This is a genomic window from Anaerotignum neopropionicum (assembly GCF_001571775.1).
GTDB classification, from domain to species: domain Bacteria; phylum Bacillota; class Clostridia; order Lachnospirales; family Anaerotignaceae; genus Chakrabartyella; species Chakrabartyella neopropionicum.
This window is the reverse complement of the sequence record NZ_LRVM01000008.1, coordinates 35963-51960: the sequence shown is the minus strand read 5'-3', so window position 1 is coordinate 51960 and position 15998 is coordinate 35963. Positions and strand designations below refer to the sequence as shown.

Here is a 15998-nt window from a genome sequence, read left to right as displayed (position 1 = left end):
TTAGCACCTCATCTATTCGCTCTGTTTTGTGAATTGGATTATTCGCCCATCAAGCGCTTCAAAACTTCCTGATAAGCATCCTCCACATGACCCAAGTCCCGACGGAATCTGTCCTTGTCAAGCTTTTCGCCTGTTACAGTATCCCAAAAACGACAAGTATCGGGGGAAATTTCATCAGCCAATACAATTTGGCCATCAGCTGTTTTTCCAAATTCTAGCTTAAAATCGATCAATTCAATATTTGCATCTTTTAAATAATGGCTTAAAACGTCGTTTATTTTAAAGGAGTACTTTGCAATCAAGTCAATTTCTTCTTTTGTTGCAAATTCCATGGCTAGAATATGATATTCATTAATCATGGGATCGCCCAATTCGTCATCTTTATAACAGTATTCCAAAACTGTGCTTTTCATTTTCGTACCTTCTGCCAAACCAAGACGCTTTGCCAGGGAGCCGGCTGCAATATTTCTAACAATTACCTCAAGAGGTACAATCGTTACTTTCTTTACCACGGTTTCTCTGTCGGAAAGCTCTTCCACAAAATGTGTGGGGATTCCGCTTTTTTCCAAAAGCTTCATAAGGTGGTTTGTTACACGGTTATTGATGGCACCCTTGCCAAGGATTGTGCCCTTTTTCAGACCATTGAACGCAGTTGCATCATCCTTATAGGATACGATGCAGTAATTTTCATCGTTGGTTGCATATACCTTTTTTGCCTTGCCTTCATACATCTGAACTGTTTTTTCCATGATCGTTTATTCCTCCTAAGAATAATCTTTGCCTTTTGGCGTTTTGATTTGTATTATATATTTTAAGCTTTTATCCTTATTTCAAGCTTTAGCTTATTATTTGTTATATTTTTCCGCTAACATACGGTCTTTTTCTAAAACATTTTTTGCATTTTCTAATCTTGCGAAACGAAGCTTTTCGGCCAATTCTTCATCTGTCACCGCCAAAATCTGAATTGCCAATAAGGCCGCATTTTCTGCGCCGTCAATAGCTACCGTTGCAACGGGCATGCCCCCAGGCATTTGCACAGTGGAAAGAAGTGCATCCAAGCCGTCTAAGGTTGAAGATTTGATGGGAATACCAATGACAGGAAGGGTTGTATTTGCAGCCATTGCCCCTGCAAGATGAGCCGCCTTTCCCGCTGCCGCAATGATTGCACCAAAGCCATTTTCTCTGGCATTCACTGCAAAGGCTCTTGCTTCTTCCGGTGTTCTGTGGGCAGAATAAACGTGTACCTCGAAGGGTACCCCAAACTTGTCCAAGGTTGTTAAAGCTTTTTCCACAACGGGAAAGTCACTGTCACTGCCCATAAGAATCGCTATTTTTTTCATGGAAACCTCCTAATGGTTAAAATAGTATATGATTTGAACACAAAAAAGGACATTCCTATTCCCTTGTCAGAAACAGGACTGCCCAGACGGTCGACAAAAGCAGTGTTAAACTCCTGACTGATTCCTCTTTATCAGGCGCAGTGTAAAAAACACCGCTTAACTCTTAAACTGCTTACATTCAAGCTTTCTACTCCCCTGTGGTCTCCCACTGATCCGTCAGTTATAAAAAGCCCCTTTAATTGACACCCTCAGTCTAACACACAAAAATTGTTTCTGTCAATTCAGCCATGATTAAAATTATCAAAATATATTCTTGACACATTAAAAAGCGTATGCTATACTACTGACAATTTGTAAAGAAATACTTGCCGCCCACTACTGAACGGAAAGGAGCTGGAACAATTGAACTACATTTTACCGAATGTTAATGTATTTATTGACGGTAAATTCGTCATTTCCAACATATTTATCGCAGATGGCCTCATTTCTAAAATTTCCACTGAGAAGCCTTCTTATTCTTCCAATCATATTTTTTTTGATTTGGAAGGTTGCTTTGTATTTCCCGGTTTTATTGATGTTCACGTACATCTTAGAGAACCGGGTTTTTTTTATAAGGAAACTATTGAAACAGGCACAAAGGCCGCAGCCCATGGAGGCTACACCACCGTTTGCGCTATGCCAAACCTCTCTCCCACGCCGGATTCCAGGGAAAATTTAGCACCTCAACTGGATTTGATTCAAAAAAATGCTTGCGTTCATGTTCATCCCTATGGTACGATTTCCGTCGGCGAAAAGGGCGAAGCATTTGCCGCTTACGACGAAATTGCAAAGGATGTCTGCGCCTTTAGCGATGACGGACGAGGTGTACAAAATGACGATTTCATGCGTACCGCCATGAAAAAAATCAGTCAATACGGAAAAATTATCGCCGCCCATTGTGAGGACAATACCTTACTTCACGGCGGCTATATCCATGATGGAGAATATGCGGCACAACATGGGCATAAGGGCATTTGCTCCGCCAGCGAATGGAAGCAAATTGAACGGGATTTGGCTTTGGTAAAAGAAACGGGCTGTAAGTATCACGTTTGCCATGTTTCCACAAAGGAATCCGTTGCCCTCATCCGGAAGGCAAAGGCCGAGGGAATTGACGTTACCTGTGAAACAGGGCCGCACTACTTAGTGATGAATGATAGCATGCTGCAAGAGGACGGTCGTTTTAAAATGAACCCTCCCCTACGCAGTGAAGTGGACAGACAGGCTTTACTGGAGGGCATCATGGACGGCACCATCGACATGATTGCCACCGACCATGCCCCCCATTCCGCCGAGGAAAAATCAAAGGGTCTTGCAGGGAGCATGATGGGCATCGTCGGATTAGAAACCGCCTTCCCTGTTTTGTATACCGAATTGGTTCAAACAGGCATTTTTACCCTAGAAAAATTAGTGGAGCTGCTTCATACCAACCCAAGAAAACGCTTTGGTATCGGCACACCTTTGGAAGTCGGACAACCCGCAGATTTGACTGTATTTGATCTAAACAAACGGTACACAATAAACCCCGAGGAGTTTCTCTCCATGGGCAGAAGCACGCCCTTTGCAGGAAAAGAGGTCAACGGGTGCTGCGAGCTTACCCTTTGCAGGGGTAACATTGCTTATCAAAAGAAATAAAGGATTCAAAAAATTTGGCTTTCGCCAAAATCAGTGTGTCGATAAACCTTGGGCGCTGCCCAAACCCGCTTGCTTTTTGTAAAAAGCAAGCCCAAAAACTTTTGCACAAACCACATATTCATGTAGTTTATAACGGGTCAAGGGTGAAATCCTTGTGGGTGTTTGAGGGTAAAACCCTCAAGGTTTTGACTTTTTCGACAGTCTGAATTTGGCTTTCGCCAAAATATTAATTATAACTTCTCATGAACGATTTCGAAACAGATTTTTCGGCTTAAAATCACCCCCTAAGGAGGGCTTTTCTTGAAACAATCACGATTCACAATCCTAAAAAACGAACCCCTGACCAGCACTGTGTACCGCATGGTACTGGAGGGGGATACCTCTGCCATCACAAAGACAGGGCAATTTTTGAACATAAAAATAGACGGTCTGTTTTTGCGCCGCCCTATTTCGGTCTGCGATTATGATGATAAGACCGTCACCATTTTATACAAAGTGGTAGGCGCAGGCACAGAAGCCATGAAATTAATGGCTCCACCTTCCCAATTAGACATTTTGACGGGTTTGGGCAACGGCTACGACACAACAAAAAGCGGAAGCTGTCCCTTGCTTATTGGCGGCGGTGTTGGTGTTCCGCCCATGTATCGCTTGGCAAAAAACCTCCTGGCAGAAGGGAAAACGCCTATTGTTATTTTGGGCTTTAATACAAAAGATGAAGCCTTTTATATCGAGGAATTTGAACATCTTGGCGCAAAGGTTCTCGTTGCAACGTCAGACGGCAGTCTTGGTACGAAAGGCTTTGTCACGGATATTGTGAGCAACCTTTCCGATTATACTTATTTCTATGCCTGCGGCCCCGAACCCATGCTAAAAGCTCTTTCCGACTGCACGAAAACCAGCGGGCAGCTTAGCTTTGAGGAGAGAATGGGTTGTGGCTTTGGGGCGTGCATGGGATGCTCCTGTGAAACAAAATACGGCAGCAAGCGCATTTGCAAGGATGGCCCTGTTTTGGAAAAGGAGGAAATCATATGGTAAATACAAAAGTAACCCTAAGCGGTATTCCCTTGGATAACCCCATAATTCCTGCCAGCGGTACCTTTGGCTACGGCTATGAATTTGCCGAGCTTTACGATATTAATATGTTAGGCTCCTTTTCGTTTAAGGGTACCACGAGGGAGGCACGCTTCGGGAATCCTACCCCAAGAATTGCAGAATGCACAGGGGGAATGATTAACTCCGTAGGCTTGCAAAATCCCGGGATAGAAAAGGTCATCAGGGAAGAATTGCCGAAAATGAGAAAGGTGTTTCATAAGCCTGTTATCGCAAATATCAGCGGCTTTTCCGTGGAAGAATATGCTTTTTGCTCAGAGAAAATTGATAAAGAAGACCAAGTGGGAATCATTGAAGTAAATGTAAGCTGTCCCAACGTACACCATGGCGGCATGAGCTTTGGCACAAGCCCTGAAGCGGCGGCAGAAGTAACGAGAGCAGTAAAAGCAGTCACCACAAAGCCCGTTTATATCAAGCTCAGCCCTAATGTTACGGATATTGCCGCCATTGCAAAGGCTTGTGAGGAGGCAGGCGCCGATGGTATCAGCTTAATCAATACCCTCATGGGTATGCGCATTGACCTAAAAACCGGTAAACCTATCATTGCCAATAAAATGGGCGGTTTTTCGGGAAGCGCCATCTTTCCTGTGGCGGTACGCATGGTTTATCAGGTGTACGAAGCAGTAAAAATCCCCATCATTGGTATGGGCGGTGTATCCTCCGCGGAGGATGTATTGGAAATGATGCTTGCAGGGGCAACGGCGGTGCAAATTGGTGCCGCAAATTTGGTAGAGCCCTTTGCCTGCAAAAACATCATTGAATCTTTGCCCCACGTTATGAAAAAATACGGAATCACAGATTTAAACGACATCATCGGAGGTGCCCACAAATGAGTAAAGACGTAATTATTGCTTGCGATTTTAACAGCAAAGCCGACCTTATGGCTTTTTTGGAAAATTTCAAGGAGGAAAGACCTTTCTTAAAAATCGGTATGGAGCTTTTCTACGCAGAAGGCCCTGCCATTGTAAAGGAAATCAAGGCAAGAGGTCATAAAATTTTCTTGGATTTAAAGCTCCACGACATTCCCAATACGGTTAAAAAAGCAATGTCCGTCTTGTCCGATTTGGATGTGGATTTGAGCAACGTACATGCCTCTGGCACCATTGCAATGATGGAGGGTGCCTTAGAGGGCTTTACAAAAAAAGACGGCTCTCGTGGCCTATTAATTGCCGTTACACAGCTGACCTCCACCAGTGAAGAAAGAATGCAAAACGACCTTTTGATTCATAAAAGCCTTGAGGAAACCGTAATGCACTACGCAAAAAACACAAAAATTGCCGGCTTAGATGGCGTTGTTTGCTCTCCTTGGGAAGCAAAAAAAGTAAAAGAGGTCTGCGGAGAGGAATTCCTTACCATCACCCCCGGGGTGCGCTTTGCCGACGGGGACGCAGGGGATCAGGTGCGTATTGCCACCCCCGCAAAGGCTAGGGAATTAGGCTCCGATTATATCGTGGTCGGCCGCCCTATTACCCAAGCAAAGGATCCCGTTGCCGCATACAGAAGATGTTTGACAGAATTTTTAGGAGGTAATGCGTAATGAAGCATTTGATTGCAAAAGACTTATTATCCATTGGTGCAGTTTTCCTGCGCCCCCAAGACCCCTTTACATGGGCAAGTGGTATCAAAAGCCCAATTTATTGTGATAATCGCTTAACCCTAACCGCTCCAGAAGTGAGAAACCATGTAGAAAACGCTTTGGCCGAAACCATCCGCAAGGAATACCCCCAATGTGAAGTCTTGATGGGCACCAGTACTGCAGGGATTGCCCATGCGGCAATTACCGCTCATATTTTAGGCCTGCCCATGGGATATGTACGCTCCGGCGCCAAGGATCATGGTCGCAATAATCAAATTGAAGGTAAATTGGAAAAAGGCCAAAAGGTTGTTGTTGTGGAGGATTTGATTTCCACAGGCGGCAGTGTCATTGAGGTTGTGAATGTCCTTCGTGAAGCAGGAGCAGAGGTGCTTGGCGTAGTCAGCATCTTTACCTATGGAATGCAAAAGGGACTGGATCGATTGACGGAAGCGAATGTAAAAAACATCAGCCTTTCCGATTTTGATGCTGTTGCAGAGGTTGCCGCAAACGAGGGTTATATCAAGCAGGCGGACATCAAAAGATTGATTGCCTTTCGCAATAACCCTAGCGACGAGAGCTGGAGGGATGGGATATTATGAGAAGCTTGATTGATATTGTTGACCTTTCCATTGAAGAAATTAACGATTTAATTGATACTGCCAATGATATTATCGAAAACCCCGATAAATACAGCGAAAAATGTCAAAAGAAAAAGCTGGCCACCCTGTTTTTTGAGCCTTCCACAAGAACAAGGCTTAGCTTTGAGGCGGCTATGATGGAATTGGGCGGTAATGTACTTGGTTTTTCCGCTGCAAGCAACAGCTCAGCCGCCAAAGGGGAAAGCGTTTCCGATACCATTCGTACCGTATGCTGTTATGCAGATATTATTGCCATGCGCCATCCCAAAGAAGGTGCGCCTATGATTGCCTCCATGCATTCCACTGTACCGATTATCAATGCCGGAGATGGCGGACACAATCATCCTACCCAAACCCTAACCGACCTTTTGACCATACAGCGGGAAAAGGGACGCTTTGACAGCTTAACCGTAGGACTTTGTGGTGATTTAAAATTCGGCAGAACCGTACATTCCTTGATTCATGCATTATCCCGTTATGAAAACATTCACTTTGTCTTAATCTCCCCTGAGGAATTAAAACTGCCCGGATATATCATTAACGATATTTTGGATAAAAAAGGTGTTTCCTATACTGTCACTACCAGCTTAGAAAAGGTAATGCCTACCTTGGATATTCTTTACATGACTCGTGTACAAAGAGAACGTTTCTTCAACGAGGCAGACTATATTCGCTTGAAGGACAGTTATATTTTAAATAAAGAAAAGCTGACAACGGCAAAGACTGATCTATGTATCATGCACCCCCTTCCCCGTGTAAACGAAATTTCCGTTGACGTGGATGATGACCCACGGGCTTGCTATTTCAAGCAGGTTCTTTATGGAAAATTTATCCGCATGGCACTGATTTTGAAGCTTTTGGAGGTGGAATAATATGAATATAGATTCTATTCGCAACGGTATTGTGATCGACCATATCAAAGCAGGGCAAGGCATGGAAATCTACCAGCTGCTGAACTTGGAAGCCTTGGATTGTTCCATCGCACTGATTAAAAACGCTTCCAGCGGTAAAATTGGGAAAAAGGATATCATTAAAATTGATGCCGATTTTGAATTGGACTTGGATGTACTGGGCTATATTAACCCCGATATTACCATAAATGTCATTAAGGATGGACAGAGAGTTCGGAAATTTCATCCAGAGCTGCCCGAACGCTTGACCAACGTAATTAGGTGTAAAAATCCACGTTGTATTACCTCTGTGGAGCAGGAAATCGACCATATTTTTAAGCTGACTGACCGCGAAAACAGGGTGTATCGCTGTATTTACTGTGAGTCTAAGGCAAAGGGAGAAAATATTTAGGAGTTGCAAAGAAGTAGGTACCCGAATAGGCGCCTACTTTTATTCTTCCAATCACAGAAAAGCCAGCATTAAATTTCACAAGGTATTGGTTGGTTACTTGCGTGTTACTAATAATCCATTTTCATATGCTTTTTGAATTTCTAAATTATATTAAAAAAACCCCGAAAACATAATGTTTCGGGGTTTTTGATGTTTCGTATAAAGTTGAAATAATTATCTCTTTGAGAACTGAGGTGCACGTCTTGCTGCCTTAAGACCATATTTCTTTCTTTCTTTCATTCTAGGATCACGAGTTAAGAATCCTGCTTTTTTCAAAGCGGGTCTGTAATCGCCGTCTGCCTGAAGTAAAGCTCTGGAAATACCGTGTCTGATTGCACCTGCCTGACCTGTAAAACCGCCACCATTTACATTAACCAAAACATCAAATTTAGCTGATGTTGCTGTTAATTCCAAAGGCTGACGAACGATCAGCTTCAATGTTTCAAGACCAAAATATTCATTAATATCTCTTTTATTTACTGTTATTTTACCGTTGCCTGGTACCAAATATACTCTTGCTACGGAAGATTTTCTTCTGCCTGTACCGTAATATCTAGCTGCTGCCATTATGCTTTCCTCCTCCTATTAAAATTTAATTTCCAAATTTTCGGGTTTCTGTGCTGCGTGGGGATGTTCAGCGCCTGCATATACATGCAGCTTAGAGAACATTTTTCTGCCCAGAGCATTTTTAGGAAGCATACCTTTTACAGCATGTTCAATTACTCTTTCAGGGTGTGTTTCCAGCATTTTATCAAGTCTGGTTGTTTTCAAACCACCTGTATAGCCGGAATGATGATGGTATACCTTTTGTTCCAATTTTTTGCCTGTTACAGCAACCTTTTCAGCATTGATAACGACAACATAGTCGCCCATATCAACGTTAGGTGCATACTGGGGTTTGTTCTTACCTCTTAAAATGTTTGCGATTTCCGTAGAAATACGACCTAAAGTCATGTTAGCAGCATCAATTACATACCACTTTTTTACTACATCAGATTCCTTCGCAATGTAAGTTGTTCTCATGGTTTCTACCTCCCTATTCATTATTTTGTTTGATCCGTTGACTTTGCCGTTTTGCGGGAACAAAACGGTCAATCTCCATTATGTGTTTCACATAACTTATTGGATCCCACCTTGAGAAACTTATATTTAAAACCAAATGGTTTTAATATCAAAATAAAATACAGCTTTATTATTATAGTACATTCAATCCAAACTGTCAACAGATTTCCCTTGGAAATTATAATAAATTTCCTGTAAAGTCAAGCCTTGCGGCTCTGCAGTCTGCCCTGCATTTCGTCTATCCATGCTTAAAATTATCTGCAAAATTTCATTGGGAGAGATTTTTCCCTGACCAACAGCCATTAAAGTCCCTGCCATAATTCTAACCATATTATATAAAAATCCATCTCCGGTAACATAAATATTTATTAAATTACCTTCTTTCTTTACATAACAATCGAATATTGTGCGTACCGTTGAAGAAACAGCGCTACCTGCCGCGCAAAAAGCCGCAAAATCATAAGTGCCAATGAATTTTTTTGCCGCTAAGTCCATTTTTTCCACATCAAGAGGACAATATACAAACGTAGAATACAGCCTTTCCTTTGGATTTTTGATTCGCCCATTCCAAATTCGATATTCATAGGTTTTTTTCACACAGTCATAGCGGGGATGAAACGTGGACGGTACTTCCTCCGCTTTTACCACGATAATATCTTGGGGAAGCAACGGAAGTATTGCCAATGGAATTTTTTCAACCGGTATTGTTGTTTCCACGTCTATGGTTGCCCTTTGTCCCAAAGCATGAACTCCTCGATCTGTTCTACTGGCTCCAACACAAGTTAATTCCGGAGAACGAAAAAGCACGCGCAACGCCTTTTCCAGTTCTCCTTCAACAGTCATAACTTCCGGTGATAATTGTTTCTGCCAACCGCTATATCTCGTTCCATCGTAGGCAATGGTTAACAGTATACGCTTCACACAGATCCTCCTAACGTTTTAATAAAGCAGTATTTATGCCTTTTGCAGCTTCTGTTTTTAGATACTAAAGTTTTATATTGAATTCCAATAAAATTTATATTATAAAAGGTAATAAATAAGACACATACCTTAACCCGAAAATTGCTACAATATACACCAATCCCATTACCAAAGCGTGATAATCCCGCCTTTGCATGGTCATACGGTTCATTCTGGTTCTATTTTCGTCCCCATGATAGCACCTTGCCTCCATGGCCATGGCCAACTCCTCGGCGCGGCGAAAGGCAGAAATAAACAGCGGTACAAGAATTGGAATTAGACTTTTTGCCTTTTGCATTAGGTTTCCAGTATCAAAGTCTGCCCCTCTTGCCTGCTGTGCCTTCATAATTTTGTCCGTTTCGTCCAACAAGGTGGGAATAAAGCGCAGTGCTATTGTCATCATCATTGCAATTTCGTGGGCAGGCACCCCAATTTTTTTGAACGGACGTAACATATATTCAATGGCATCTGTCAATTGAATTGGCGTAGTGGTCAATGTTAACACAGATGAACCAATAATCAAAAGCACCAACCGAATACACATTTTAAGCGCCAAAAAAATACCCTCAAGGGTTAAGCTCAAAAAGCCCCATTGCCAAAGAATTTGTTCCCCCCGTGTCATAAAAAGGTTAATAAAAGCCGTAAATATAATAATAAGCATAATGCTTTTTATGCCCTTGAGCATAAACTTTATCGGCACCTTAGATACTTTTATTACTGCCAGTAAAGTCCCAATCACAAAAAAATACCCAATAAAACTGTTTATCATAAACAAAGTTATGATATAAATAAATGTCATTGTAAGCTTTACTCTGGCATCTAACCGATGGATTGGGGAATCCACAGGGTAAAACTGCCCAATGGTAATATCCCGAATCATACGCTCACCTGCTTTACAAAATTTAATAATACTTTTTTTGCTTCCTCAACGGTATATACATCCAAAGGCACTTCATAGCCTTTTTCCTTTAAAGCGGTAAAAACATAGCTCACCTGTGGCGCCGCCAAACCCATGGATTCCAAATCCTTTACATGGCAAAAAACCTCTTTTGGCGTTCCCAACATTGCAATTTTCCCATCGTGCATTACAATAATGCGATCTACCAATTTCGCAACATCCTCCATGCTATGGCTGACTAAAATTACTGTAATCCCTCGTTCCTCATGAAGGCGCTTGATGGCCTGCAAAATTTCATCACGACCTTTTGGGTCCAGTCCAGCCGTGGGCTCATCCAATATCAAGACTTCAGGGTTCATCGCCAATACGCCCGCAATCGCAACACGACGTTTCTGCCCACCGGATAATTCAAACGGGGACTTTTCATACAATTCCGGCGCAATACCAACGGTTTCCAATGCCGAAACCACATTGGCATGAATCTCTTCCTTCGGTAATTGCATATTCGTAGGGCCAAAAGCAACATCCTTATATACGGTCATTTCAAAAAGCTGATATTCAGGATATTGAAAAGCCAAGCCTATGCGCCTGCGCACTTCCTTCAGCTTTGCTTTGTCCTTGTGAATATTTTCCCCATCCAATAAAATCTCCCCCTGTGTCGGGGGAATAATCCCATTTAAATGTTGAATTAGCGTTGATTTCCCTGAGCCAGTGTGCCCAATTAAACCAACAAATTCACCTTTTCGTATTTCTAGAGAAACATCGTCTAACGCTTTTTTTTCAAAGGCAGTACCCGAATTATATATATGTGTTAAGTGGTTAATTTTAATTGACATAATGCACCTACCATTTCCTCGACAGTTAAAATATCTGGGGGTATATCAATGCCTTCCATACGCAAAAAATGGGCAACCTCCGTTACCTGGGGCACATCCAAACCGTACTGCTGCAGCCGTTCAACCTGAGAAAAAATCTCCTTCGGCCTTCCCTGCATGACTACCTCGCCATCATCAATTACATAAACCCGATCACCGCGAACCGCCTCGTCCATATAATGGGTAATCAATATAATGGTAATACCCTCGTCTTTATTTAAGCGTTCAATCGTTTCCATTACCTCTTTACGCCCCACCGGGTCAAGCATTGCCGTGGGCTCGTCCAAAACAATACAGTCGGGTTTCATCGCCAATACGCCGGCAATAGCAATTCGCTGTTTTTGTCCTCCGGAAAGCTTAGATGGTGAATGTGTCGCATATTTTTGCATACGCACCGTGGCCAACGCCTCATCCACACGACGACGGATTTCCGCCGGAGCGATCCCCATATTTTCAGGACCAAAAGCAATATCCTCTTCCACAACCGTAGCAACCAGCTGATTATCAGGATTTTGAAAAACCATGCCTGCAGTCTGACGAATATCCCAAACCAGCTCACCATTTTTCGTATTCATGCCTTTGATCCACAAAGTCCCCTTGGTCGGCTCCAGCAGAGCATTAATATGCTTTGCAAACGTAGACTTTCCCGAGCCATTATGTCCTAAAACAACCACAAATTCGCCTTTTTCGATTTCCAAATTAACTGCCTTTAAAGCAGATACTTTTTCTTCCTCGGTGCCATGGTCTGTTTCAAGCATTTTAATATATTCATATGTTAGACCTTCGGCCTTCACCATTTTCATAAATTCACCTTTTCTATAAAGGATTTTCACCCTCTTAAGTCTATGACAAATAATGCTCACAGCTATGAATAGGATACGTTTTTTCCATAAAAAAGTCAAGAAAAACAGCCCTTTCCTATACAAAAAGTACCGCTAACACCTTAATAAAATCTTTGATTTTTCGTAAGTTCATCGTAATCCTGTATTAATGGTATCTTCTATTTTTTATGATATTCTTACACCATAGAAGCAAGCACTGTAATAAATTAGTAACACAGGAGAAAGATAGCTGTAACAACAACGTAATCCAGCCGTAACCTACATACGCTTTCTTTGTGCTACAATATAAAAAACAAAGTTTTCATCTTGAAAGGAGAGACATTTATGAAAAAACAACTGCTGAAACTTACAGGCGCATCCATCTTAGCTTTTTCCTTATCTTTTGCAATATTTATGTCTCTGACCGTGGCAATCCAAGACAATCATGGAAAAAACGATACCACAGCAATTCAAACTGAACAACCCTATGGAGATGATACAACCCTAACCTCCATCCTTCACTAAAATTTAAAATCCCTTTCCATATATATAAAAATCCCATACACAACTTTTGTGCGTGGGTTTTTTCTTTTCTTATTCTCTTCCAAACTAATAAGTAACTTTAAAAATCGCAGTGGAAATTCAAAAGTTCGTGTCATCTAAACGTCTAACAATAAACCTACAAACCTCCGATGAATGCAATTGAAATCTCCTCAAGCCATAAGAAATTTCTTTCTCCTCTATAATGATTCAAAGATTGTTCTTACTGCAACGATAATAAATGATGCTATATAAAAATCCTTCTAACTTATTTTGCCAACTCTCTCACTGTTTCCACAATCATAGGAATTTCGTCTATTTTCTTAAAGCTCAAATCCACTTCTCCATCTAAATATTGAAAGGTGTAATCTTGGCAAAAAATTCGTTGAGGATTTATTTTTTTCCCCGCCAGCTCATAGGTATGTTCTGCAAATTCTCTGAAATTACCTTTACAGTATAAGCCTTCCCGTTCACAATAATAATAAAAAATCCCATCATCATACGCAGTAATATAGTAAAACGGATTTGTTTCACAAACATAAGTACCAATAAACCGATTTGTCATTCCTGTACCCTCAGGTGGCTCCTGATTCCATAGAAAAATAAAACCAATCACCATAAGTGCAATTACATATTTTCTTTTTTTCATAATACACACCCCCATATAGGTTTTTCTATTTAGAAAGGGTTGCCGTCTATAATTTTGTAAATATCCTACACTATTATATCATATTTTTTGTATATTTTCCCAATAATTATCATGCTTTCACGTTTACTTATTTTATAAAAGAATAAAAAAAGTACCACCCAAGCCTTGCGGTAGGATGATACTTTTTTATTCGCTTCAATTATACCAATTCGATGAATACTTCCATAGCGCCGTCGCCTTTTCTTGCGCCCAGCTTTACAATTCTTGTATAACCACCATTGCGGCCTACAAACTTAGGAGCAACTTCATCAAACATTTTCTCTGCCATGTCAACTTCTTTGCTCAAGCTTCTAACCTTCTTGCCATCGGCAGGAACTTCAGTTACAGGGTAAAGGTAAGCCAACAGCTGACGTCTCGCTGCAAGTCTGGAAGGTTTATCCTTCTTTACTGTTTTCTTTACTTCATCATAAACAGTTACTTTTTTGCCGTTTACAACTTCCTTCACACGCTTGCCGCTAGCATCTTTCTTTGCTACTTTTGCGGTTACTTCTACTTCTTCAAAGTTGTCTTTTTCCTTCACAGCAATGGTAATCAATTTTTCAGCGATTCTTCTAACTTCTTTGGCTCTTGTTTCTGTTGTTTTAATTTTGCCGTGGTACAGCAAATTTGTTACTTGGTTTCTTAACAACGCCTTTCTTTGAGGTGTTGTTTTACCAAGTTTTCTATAACCGGATGCATGCATGGTTTGTATCCTCCTTGTTGATCCCCGTTCGATAGTGCCCAACTTCACAGCTCATCGGTCTTATGTGAAAGTGTAATCGTACGGTAAATAATAGTAGCGGGCAAAGGCTTACTCGTCGCTGGGTCTTAATGCCAAGCCAAGCTCTGCCATTTTGTTCAATACTTCCTCCAAAGACTTGCGTCCCAGATTTCTAACCTTCATCATTTCTTCTTCCGTTTTGTTTGCTAGATCTTCTACTGTGTTAATACCTGCTCTTTTCAAGCAGTTATAAGAACGCACAGAAAGATCAAGTTCTTCAATACTCATTTCAAGAACCTTTTCCTTCTTACCCTCTTCTTTTTCAACCATAATAGAAGCGTCTTTTGCATTATCGGAAAGATCAATAAACAGGTTGAGATGTTCATTCAAAATCTTCGCACCGTAGCTTACTGCATCATCAGGTGCGATGGTACCATTGGTCCACACTTCCAAAGACAATTTGTCATAGTCAGTAATTTGACCAACACGAGTATTTTCCACAAGGAAATTCACTCTGGTAACGGGTGTGAAAATGCTGTCAACAGGAAGCATGCCAATAGGTTGGTCATCCTTTTTATTCTTGTCTGCACCAATATAGCCGCGTCCTTTGTTGATGGTAATTTCCATATAGAGCTTGCTGCCAGCGCCGCCAGAAAGTGTTGCAATGTGATGATCGGGATTTAAAATCTCAATATCACTGTCGGCTTTAATATCAGAGCCTTTTACTTCCCCTTCACCCTCAATGTCAATATATGCAACTTTGGGTTCATTACCTTCGCTGGTGTTTTTAATTGCAAGTCCTTTTAAATTCAGAATAATTTCTGTGACGTCTTCTTTCACGCCGGGAATTACGCTGAACTCATGAAGCACACCATCAATTTTTACATTGCTGACAGCAGCCCCGGGAAGAGAGGAGAGTAAAATTCTTCTCAGGGAATTTCCCAATGTTGTGCCATAGCCTCTTTCCAAAGGCTCTACCACAAACTTTCCATAAGTTCCGTCCGGTGCCATCTCAGCAATCTCAATGCGAGGTTTCTCAAATTCAAACACTCATTCAAACCTCCCTTTTTTATATTAAGGTGCTGCAGGGTTTTTTGCCCTACAGCTTTTTGATTGACTTTTTTGCACAACCGTTTCAGATTATTTGGAGTACAATTCGACGATAAATGTTTCTTCGACAGGAACGTCAATTTGTGCTCTTGTGGGTTTTGCCAAAACTGTACCGCTTAACGCATCGTGGTCAACGGATAACCATTCAGGAACGATTCTGCCATCAGTAACAGACAAAACGTCTTTATATCTCTGAAGAGTCTTATACTTTTCTTTCACTTCAATCACATCGCCAACCTTCACTTGGTAGGAAGGAATGTCAACGGGCTTGCCGTTTACGGTAACGTGTTTGTGACGAACAATCTGTCTGGATTCTTTTCTTGTTCTGCCATAGCCAAGACGGAACATTACGTTGTCCAATCTCATTTCCAAAAGCATAAGCAGGTTTTCACCGGGAATACCTTCTTTTTTCGCAATTTTTTCAGCCTGTGCATAGTAGCCTCTGAACTGCTTTTCCAAAACGCCATAGATGAATTTTGCTTTCTGCTTTTCTCTCATCTGAAGGCCGTATTCGCTCATTTTTCTGTTTGCTTTTAAGTTTTGCTTCTTAGATTTTTTATCAATACCAAGGAAAACAGGCTCCAAATTTAAGGATCTGCATCTCTTCAGTACGGGTACTCTATCTCTTGCCATTTATCTACACCTCC

20 protein-coding genes and 1 riboswitch are annotated in these 15998 nt (G+C 41.4%); of the genes, 8 read left to right on the top strand and 12 right to left on the bottom strand.

Features of this window, described 5'->3' with window-relative positions:
- Positions 1-38: 38 nt before the first annotated feature.
- Positions 39-749 (bottom strand): phosphoribosylaminoimidazolesuccinocarboxamide synthase, encoded by a 711-nt coding sequence (purC, locus tag CLNEO_RS11595; RefSeq protein WP_066089088.1) that lies wholly within the window; start codon positions 747-749, stop codon positions 39-41.
- A 96-nt stretch (positions 750-845) separates the two neighbouring features.
- Complete coding sequence (gene purE / locus CLNEO_RS11590) at positions 846-1340, bottom strand: 5-(carboxyamino)imidazole ribonucleotide mutase (RefSeq protein WP_066089085.1); 495 nt, start codon at positions 1338-1340, stop codon at positions 846-848.
- A gap of 73 nt (positions 1341-1413) precedes the next feature.
- Positions 1414-1574: riboswitch (ZMP/ZTP riboswitch) on the bottom strand.
- Positions 1575-1742: 168 nt separating this feature from the next.
- Here purE and CLNEO_RS11585 point away from each other — a divergent pair.
- The 7 genes from CLNEO_RS11585 (at position 1743) to CLNEO_RS11555 (ending at position 7637) form a co-directional block, all read left to right on the top strand.
- Positions 1743-3011: a dihydroorotase gene (locus CLNEO_RS11585; protein WP_066089082.1), complete on the top strand. Its 1269-nt coding sequence runs from the start codon at positions 1743-1745 to the stop codon at positions 3009-3011.
- A gap of 300 nt (positions 3012-3311) precedes the next feature.
- A complete protein-coding gene (locus CLNEO_RS11580; RefSeq protein WP_066089079.1) occupies positions 3312-4046 on the top strand; it encodes a dihydroorotate dehydrogenase electron transfer subunit in 735 nt (244 codons plus the stop codon).
- Complete coding sequence (locus tag CLNEO_RS11575) at positions 4040-4954, top strand: dihydroorotate dehydrogenase (RefSeq protein ID WP_066089076.1); 915 nt, start codon at positions 4040-4042, stop codon at positions 4952-4954. Before CLNEO_RS11580 ends, CLNEO_RS11575 begins: the two co-directional genes overlap by 7 nt.
- Positions 4951-5658, top strand: a complete 708-nt coding sequence (gene pyrF / locus CLNEO_RS11570) for an orotidine-5'-phosphate decarboxylase (protein ID WP_066089073.1) — start codon at positions 4951-4953, stop codon at positions 5656-5658. The genes CLNEO_RS11575 and pyrF overlap by 4 nt, the downstream gene beginning before the upstream one ends.
- The gene (gene pyrE / locus CLNEO_RS11565; RefSeq protein ID WP_066089070.1) at positions 5658-6296 is read left to right on the top strand and encodes an orotate phosphoribosyltransferase; all 639 of its coding nucleotides are present in this window, start codon (positions 5658-5660) and stop codon (positions 6294-6296) included. The genes pyrF and pyrE overlap by 1 nt, the downstream gene beginning before the upstream one ends.
- Complete coding sequence (gene pyrB, locus CLNEO_RS11560; protein ID WP_066089067.1) at positions 6293-7207, top strand: aspartate carbamoyltransferase; 915 nt, start codon at positions 6293-6295, stop codon at positions 7205-7207. The genes pyrE and pyrB overlap by 4 nt, the downstream gene beginning before the upstream one ends.
- Before the next feature lies 1 nt (position 7208).
- Positions 7209-7637, top strand: a complete 429-nt coding sequence (locus tag CLNEO_RS11555) for an aspartate carbamoyltransferase regulatory subunit (protein WP_066089064.1) — start codon at positions 7209-7211, stop codon at positions 7635-7637.
- Positions 7638-7850: 213 nt separating this feature from the next.
- Here CLNEO_RS11555 and rpsI read toward each other — a convergent pair whose 3' ends face one another.
- From rpsI to CLNEO_RS11525, 6 genes are all read right to left on the bottom strand, one after another.
- A complete protein-coding gene (gene rpsI, locus CLNEO_RS11550; protein WP_066089061.1) occupies positions 7851-8243 on the bottom strand; it encodes a 30S ribosomal protein S9 in 393 nt (130 codons plus the stop codon).
- 18 nt (positions 8244-8261) lie between these two features.
- Positions 8262-8699 (bottom strand): 50S ribosomal protein L13, encoded by a 438-nt coding sequence (gene rplM / locus CLNEO_RS11545; protein WP_066089059.1) that lies wholly within the window; start codon positions 8697-8699, stop codon positions 8262-8264.
- A 183-nt stretch (positions 8700-8882) separates the two neighbouring features.
- Positions 8883-9659 carry a tRNA pseudouridine(38-40) synthase TruA gene (truA, locus tag CLNEO_RS11540; RefSeq protein WP_066089056.1) on the bottom strand — a complete coding sequence of 259 codons (777 nt, stop codon included), beginning with the start codon at positions 9657-9659 and terminating at the stop codon, positions 8883-8885.
- Between the two features lie 94 nt (positions 9660-9753).
- On the bottom strand, positions 9754-10578 hold the full coding sequence (locus CLNEO_RS11535; RefSeq protein WP_066089053.1) for an energy-coupling factor transporter transmembrane component T family protein: 825 nt from the start codon (positions 10576-10578) through the stop codon (positions 9754-9756).
- Positions 10575-11432: an energy-coupling factor transporter ATPase gene (locus tag CLNEO_RS11530; RefSeq protein ID WP_066089050.1), complete on the bottom strand. Its 858-nt coding sequence runs from the start codon at positions 11430-11432 to the stop codon at positions 10575-10577. The genes CLNEO_RS11535 and CLNEO_RS11530 overlap by 4 nt, the downstream gene beginning before the upstream one ends.
- Positions 11408-12274, bottom strand: a complete 867-nt coding sequence (locus tag CLNEO_RS11525) for an energy-coupling factor transporter ATPase (protein ID WP_066089047.1) — start codon at positions 12272-12274, stop codon at positions 11408-11410. The genes CLNEO_RS11530 and CLNEO_RS11525 overlap by 25 nt, the downstream gene beginning before the upstream one ends.
- Before the next feature lie 363 nt (positions 12275-12637).
- On the opposite strand from CLNEO_RS11525, the gene CLNEO_RS11520 reads away from it, so the two are divergent.
- Positions 12638-12817 carry a hypothetical protein gene (locus tag CLNEO_RS11520; RefSeq protein WP_066089044.1) on the top strand — a complete coding sequence of 60 codons (180 nt, stop codon included), beginning with the start codon at positions 12638-12640 and terminating at the stop codon, positions 12815-12817.
- A gap of 283 nt (positions 12818-13100) precedes the next feature.
- On the opposite strand, the gene CLNEO_RS11515 is transcribed toward CLNEO_RS11520, so the two are convergent.
- From CLNEO_RS11515 to rpsD, 4 genes are all read right to left on the bottom strand, one after another.
- Positions 13101-13481 carry a hypothetical protein gene (locus tag CLNEO_RS11515; RefSeq protein ID WP_066089041.1) on the bottom strand — a complete coding sequence of 127 codons (381 nt, stop codon included), beginning with the start codon at positions 13479-13481 and terminating at the stop codon, positions 13101-13103.
- 199 nt (positions 13482-13680) lie between these two features.
- On the bottom strand, positions 13681-14223 hold the full coding sequence (locus CLNEO_RS11510) for a bL17 family ribosomal protein (RefSeq protein ID WP_066089038.1): 543 nt from the start codon (positions 14221-14223) through the stop codon (positions 13681-13683).
- Between the two features lie 108 nt (positions 14224-14331).
- Positions 14332-15291 (bottom strand): DNA-directed RNA polymerase subunit alpha, encoded by a 960-nt coding sequence (locus tag CLNEO_RS11505; RefSeq protein WP_066089035.1) that lies wholly within the window; start codon positions 15289-15291, stop codon positions 14332-14334.
- 90 nt (positions 15292-15381) lie between these two features.
- Positions 15382-15984 (bottom strand): 30S ribosomal protein S4, encoded by a 603-nt coding sequence (rpsD, locus tag CLNEO_RS11500; RefSeq protein WP_066089032.1) that lies wholly within the window; start codon positions 15982-15984, stop codon positions 15382-15384.
- Positions 15985-15998: the final 14 nt, after the last annotated feature.

Coding starts and splice junctions, on each gene's coding strand:
- rpsI (WP_066089061.1), bottom strand. CDS start 8,243: ATGGCAGCAGCTAGATATTACGGTACAGGCAGAAGAAAATCTTCCGTA.
- purC (WP_066089088.1), bottom strand. CDS start 749: ATGGAAAAAACAGTTCAGATGTATGAAGGCAAGGCAAAAAAGGTATAT.
- pyrF (WP_066089073.1), top strand. CDS start 4,951: ATGAGTAAAGACGTAATTATTGCTTGCGATTTTAACAGCAAAGCCGAC.
- CLNEO_RS11535 (WP_066089053.1), bottom strand. CDS start 10,578: ATGATTCGGGATATTACCATTGGGCAGTTTTACCCTGTGGATTCCCCA.
- CLNEO_RS11525 (WP_066089047.1), bottom strand. CDS start 12,274: ATGAAAATGGTGAAGGCCGAAGGTCTAACATATGAATATATTAAAATG.
- CLNEO_RS11530 (WP_066089050.1), bottom strand. CDS start 11,432: ATGTCAATTAAAATTAACCACTTAACACATATATATAATTCGGGTACT.
- CLNEO_RS11510 (WP_066089038.1), bottom strand. CDS start 14,223: ATGCATGCATCCGGTTATAGAAAACTTGGTAAAACAACACCTCAAAGA.
- CLNEO_RS11515 (WP_066089041.1), bottom strand. CDS start 13,481: ATGAAAAAAAGAAAATATGTAATTGCACTTATGGTGATTGGTTTTATT.
- CLNEO_RS11520 (WP_066089044.1), top strand. CDS start 12,638: ATGAAAAAACAACTGCTGAAACTTACAGGCGCATCCATCTTAGCTTTT.
- CLNEO_RS11575 (WP_066089076.1), top strand. CDS start 4,040: ATGGTAAATACAAAAGTAACCCTAAGCGGTATTCCCTTGGATAACCCC.
- pyrB (WP_066089067.1), top strand. CDS start 6,293: ATGAGAAGCTTGATTGATATTGTTGACCTTTCCATTGAAGAAATTAAC.
- rpsD (WP_066089032.1), bottom strand. CDS start 15,984: ATGGCAAGAGATAGAGTACCCGTACTGAAGAGATGCAGATCCTTAAAT.
- CLNEO_RS11555 (WP_066089064.1), top strand. CDS start 7,209: ATGAATATAGATTCTATTCGCAACGGTATTGTGATCGACCATATCAAA.
- rplM (WP_066089059.1), bottom strand. CDS start 8,699: ATGAGAACAACTTACATTGCGAAGGAATCTGATGTAGTAAAAAAGTGG.
- pyrE (WP_066089070.1), top strand. CDS start 5,658: ATGAAGCATTTGATTGCAAAAGACTTATTATCCATTGGTGCAGTTTTC.
- purE (WP_066089085.1), bottom strand. CDS start 1,340: ATGAAAAAAATAGCGATTCTTATGGGCAGTGACAGTGACTTTCCCGTT.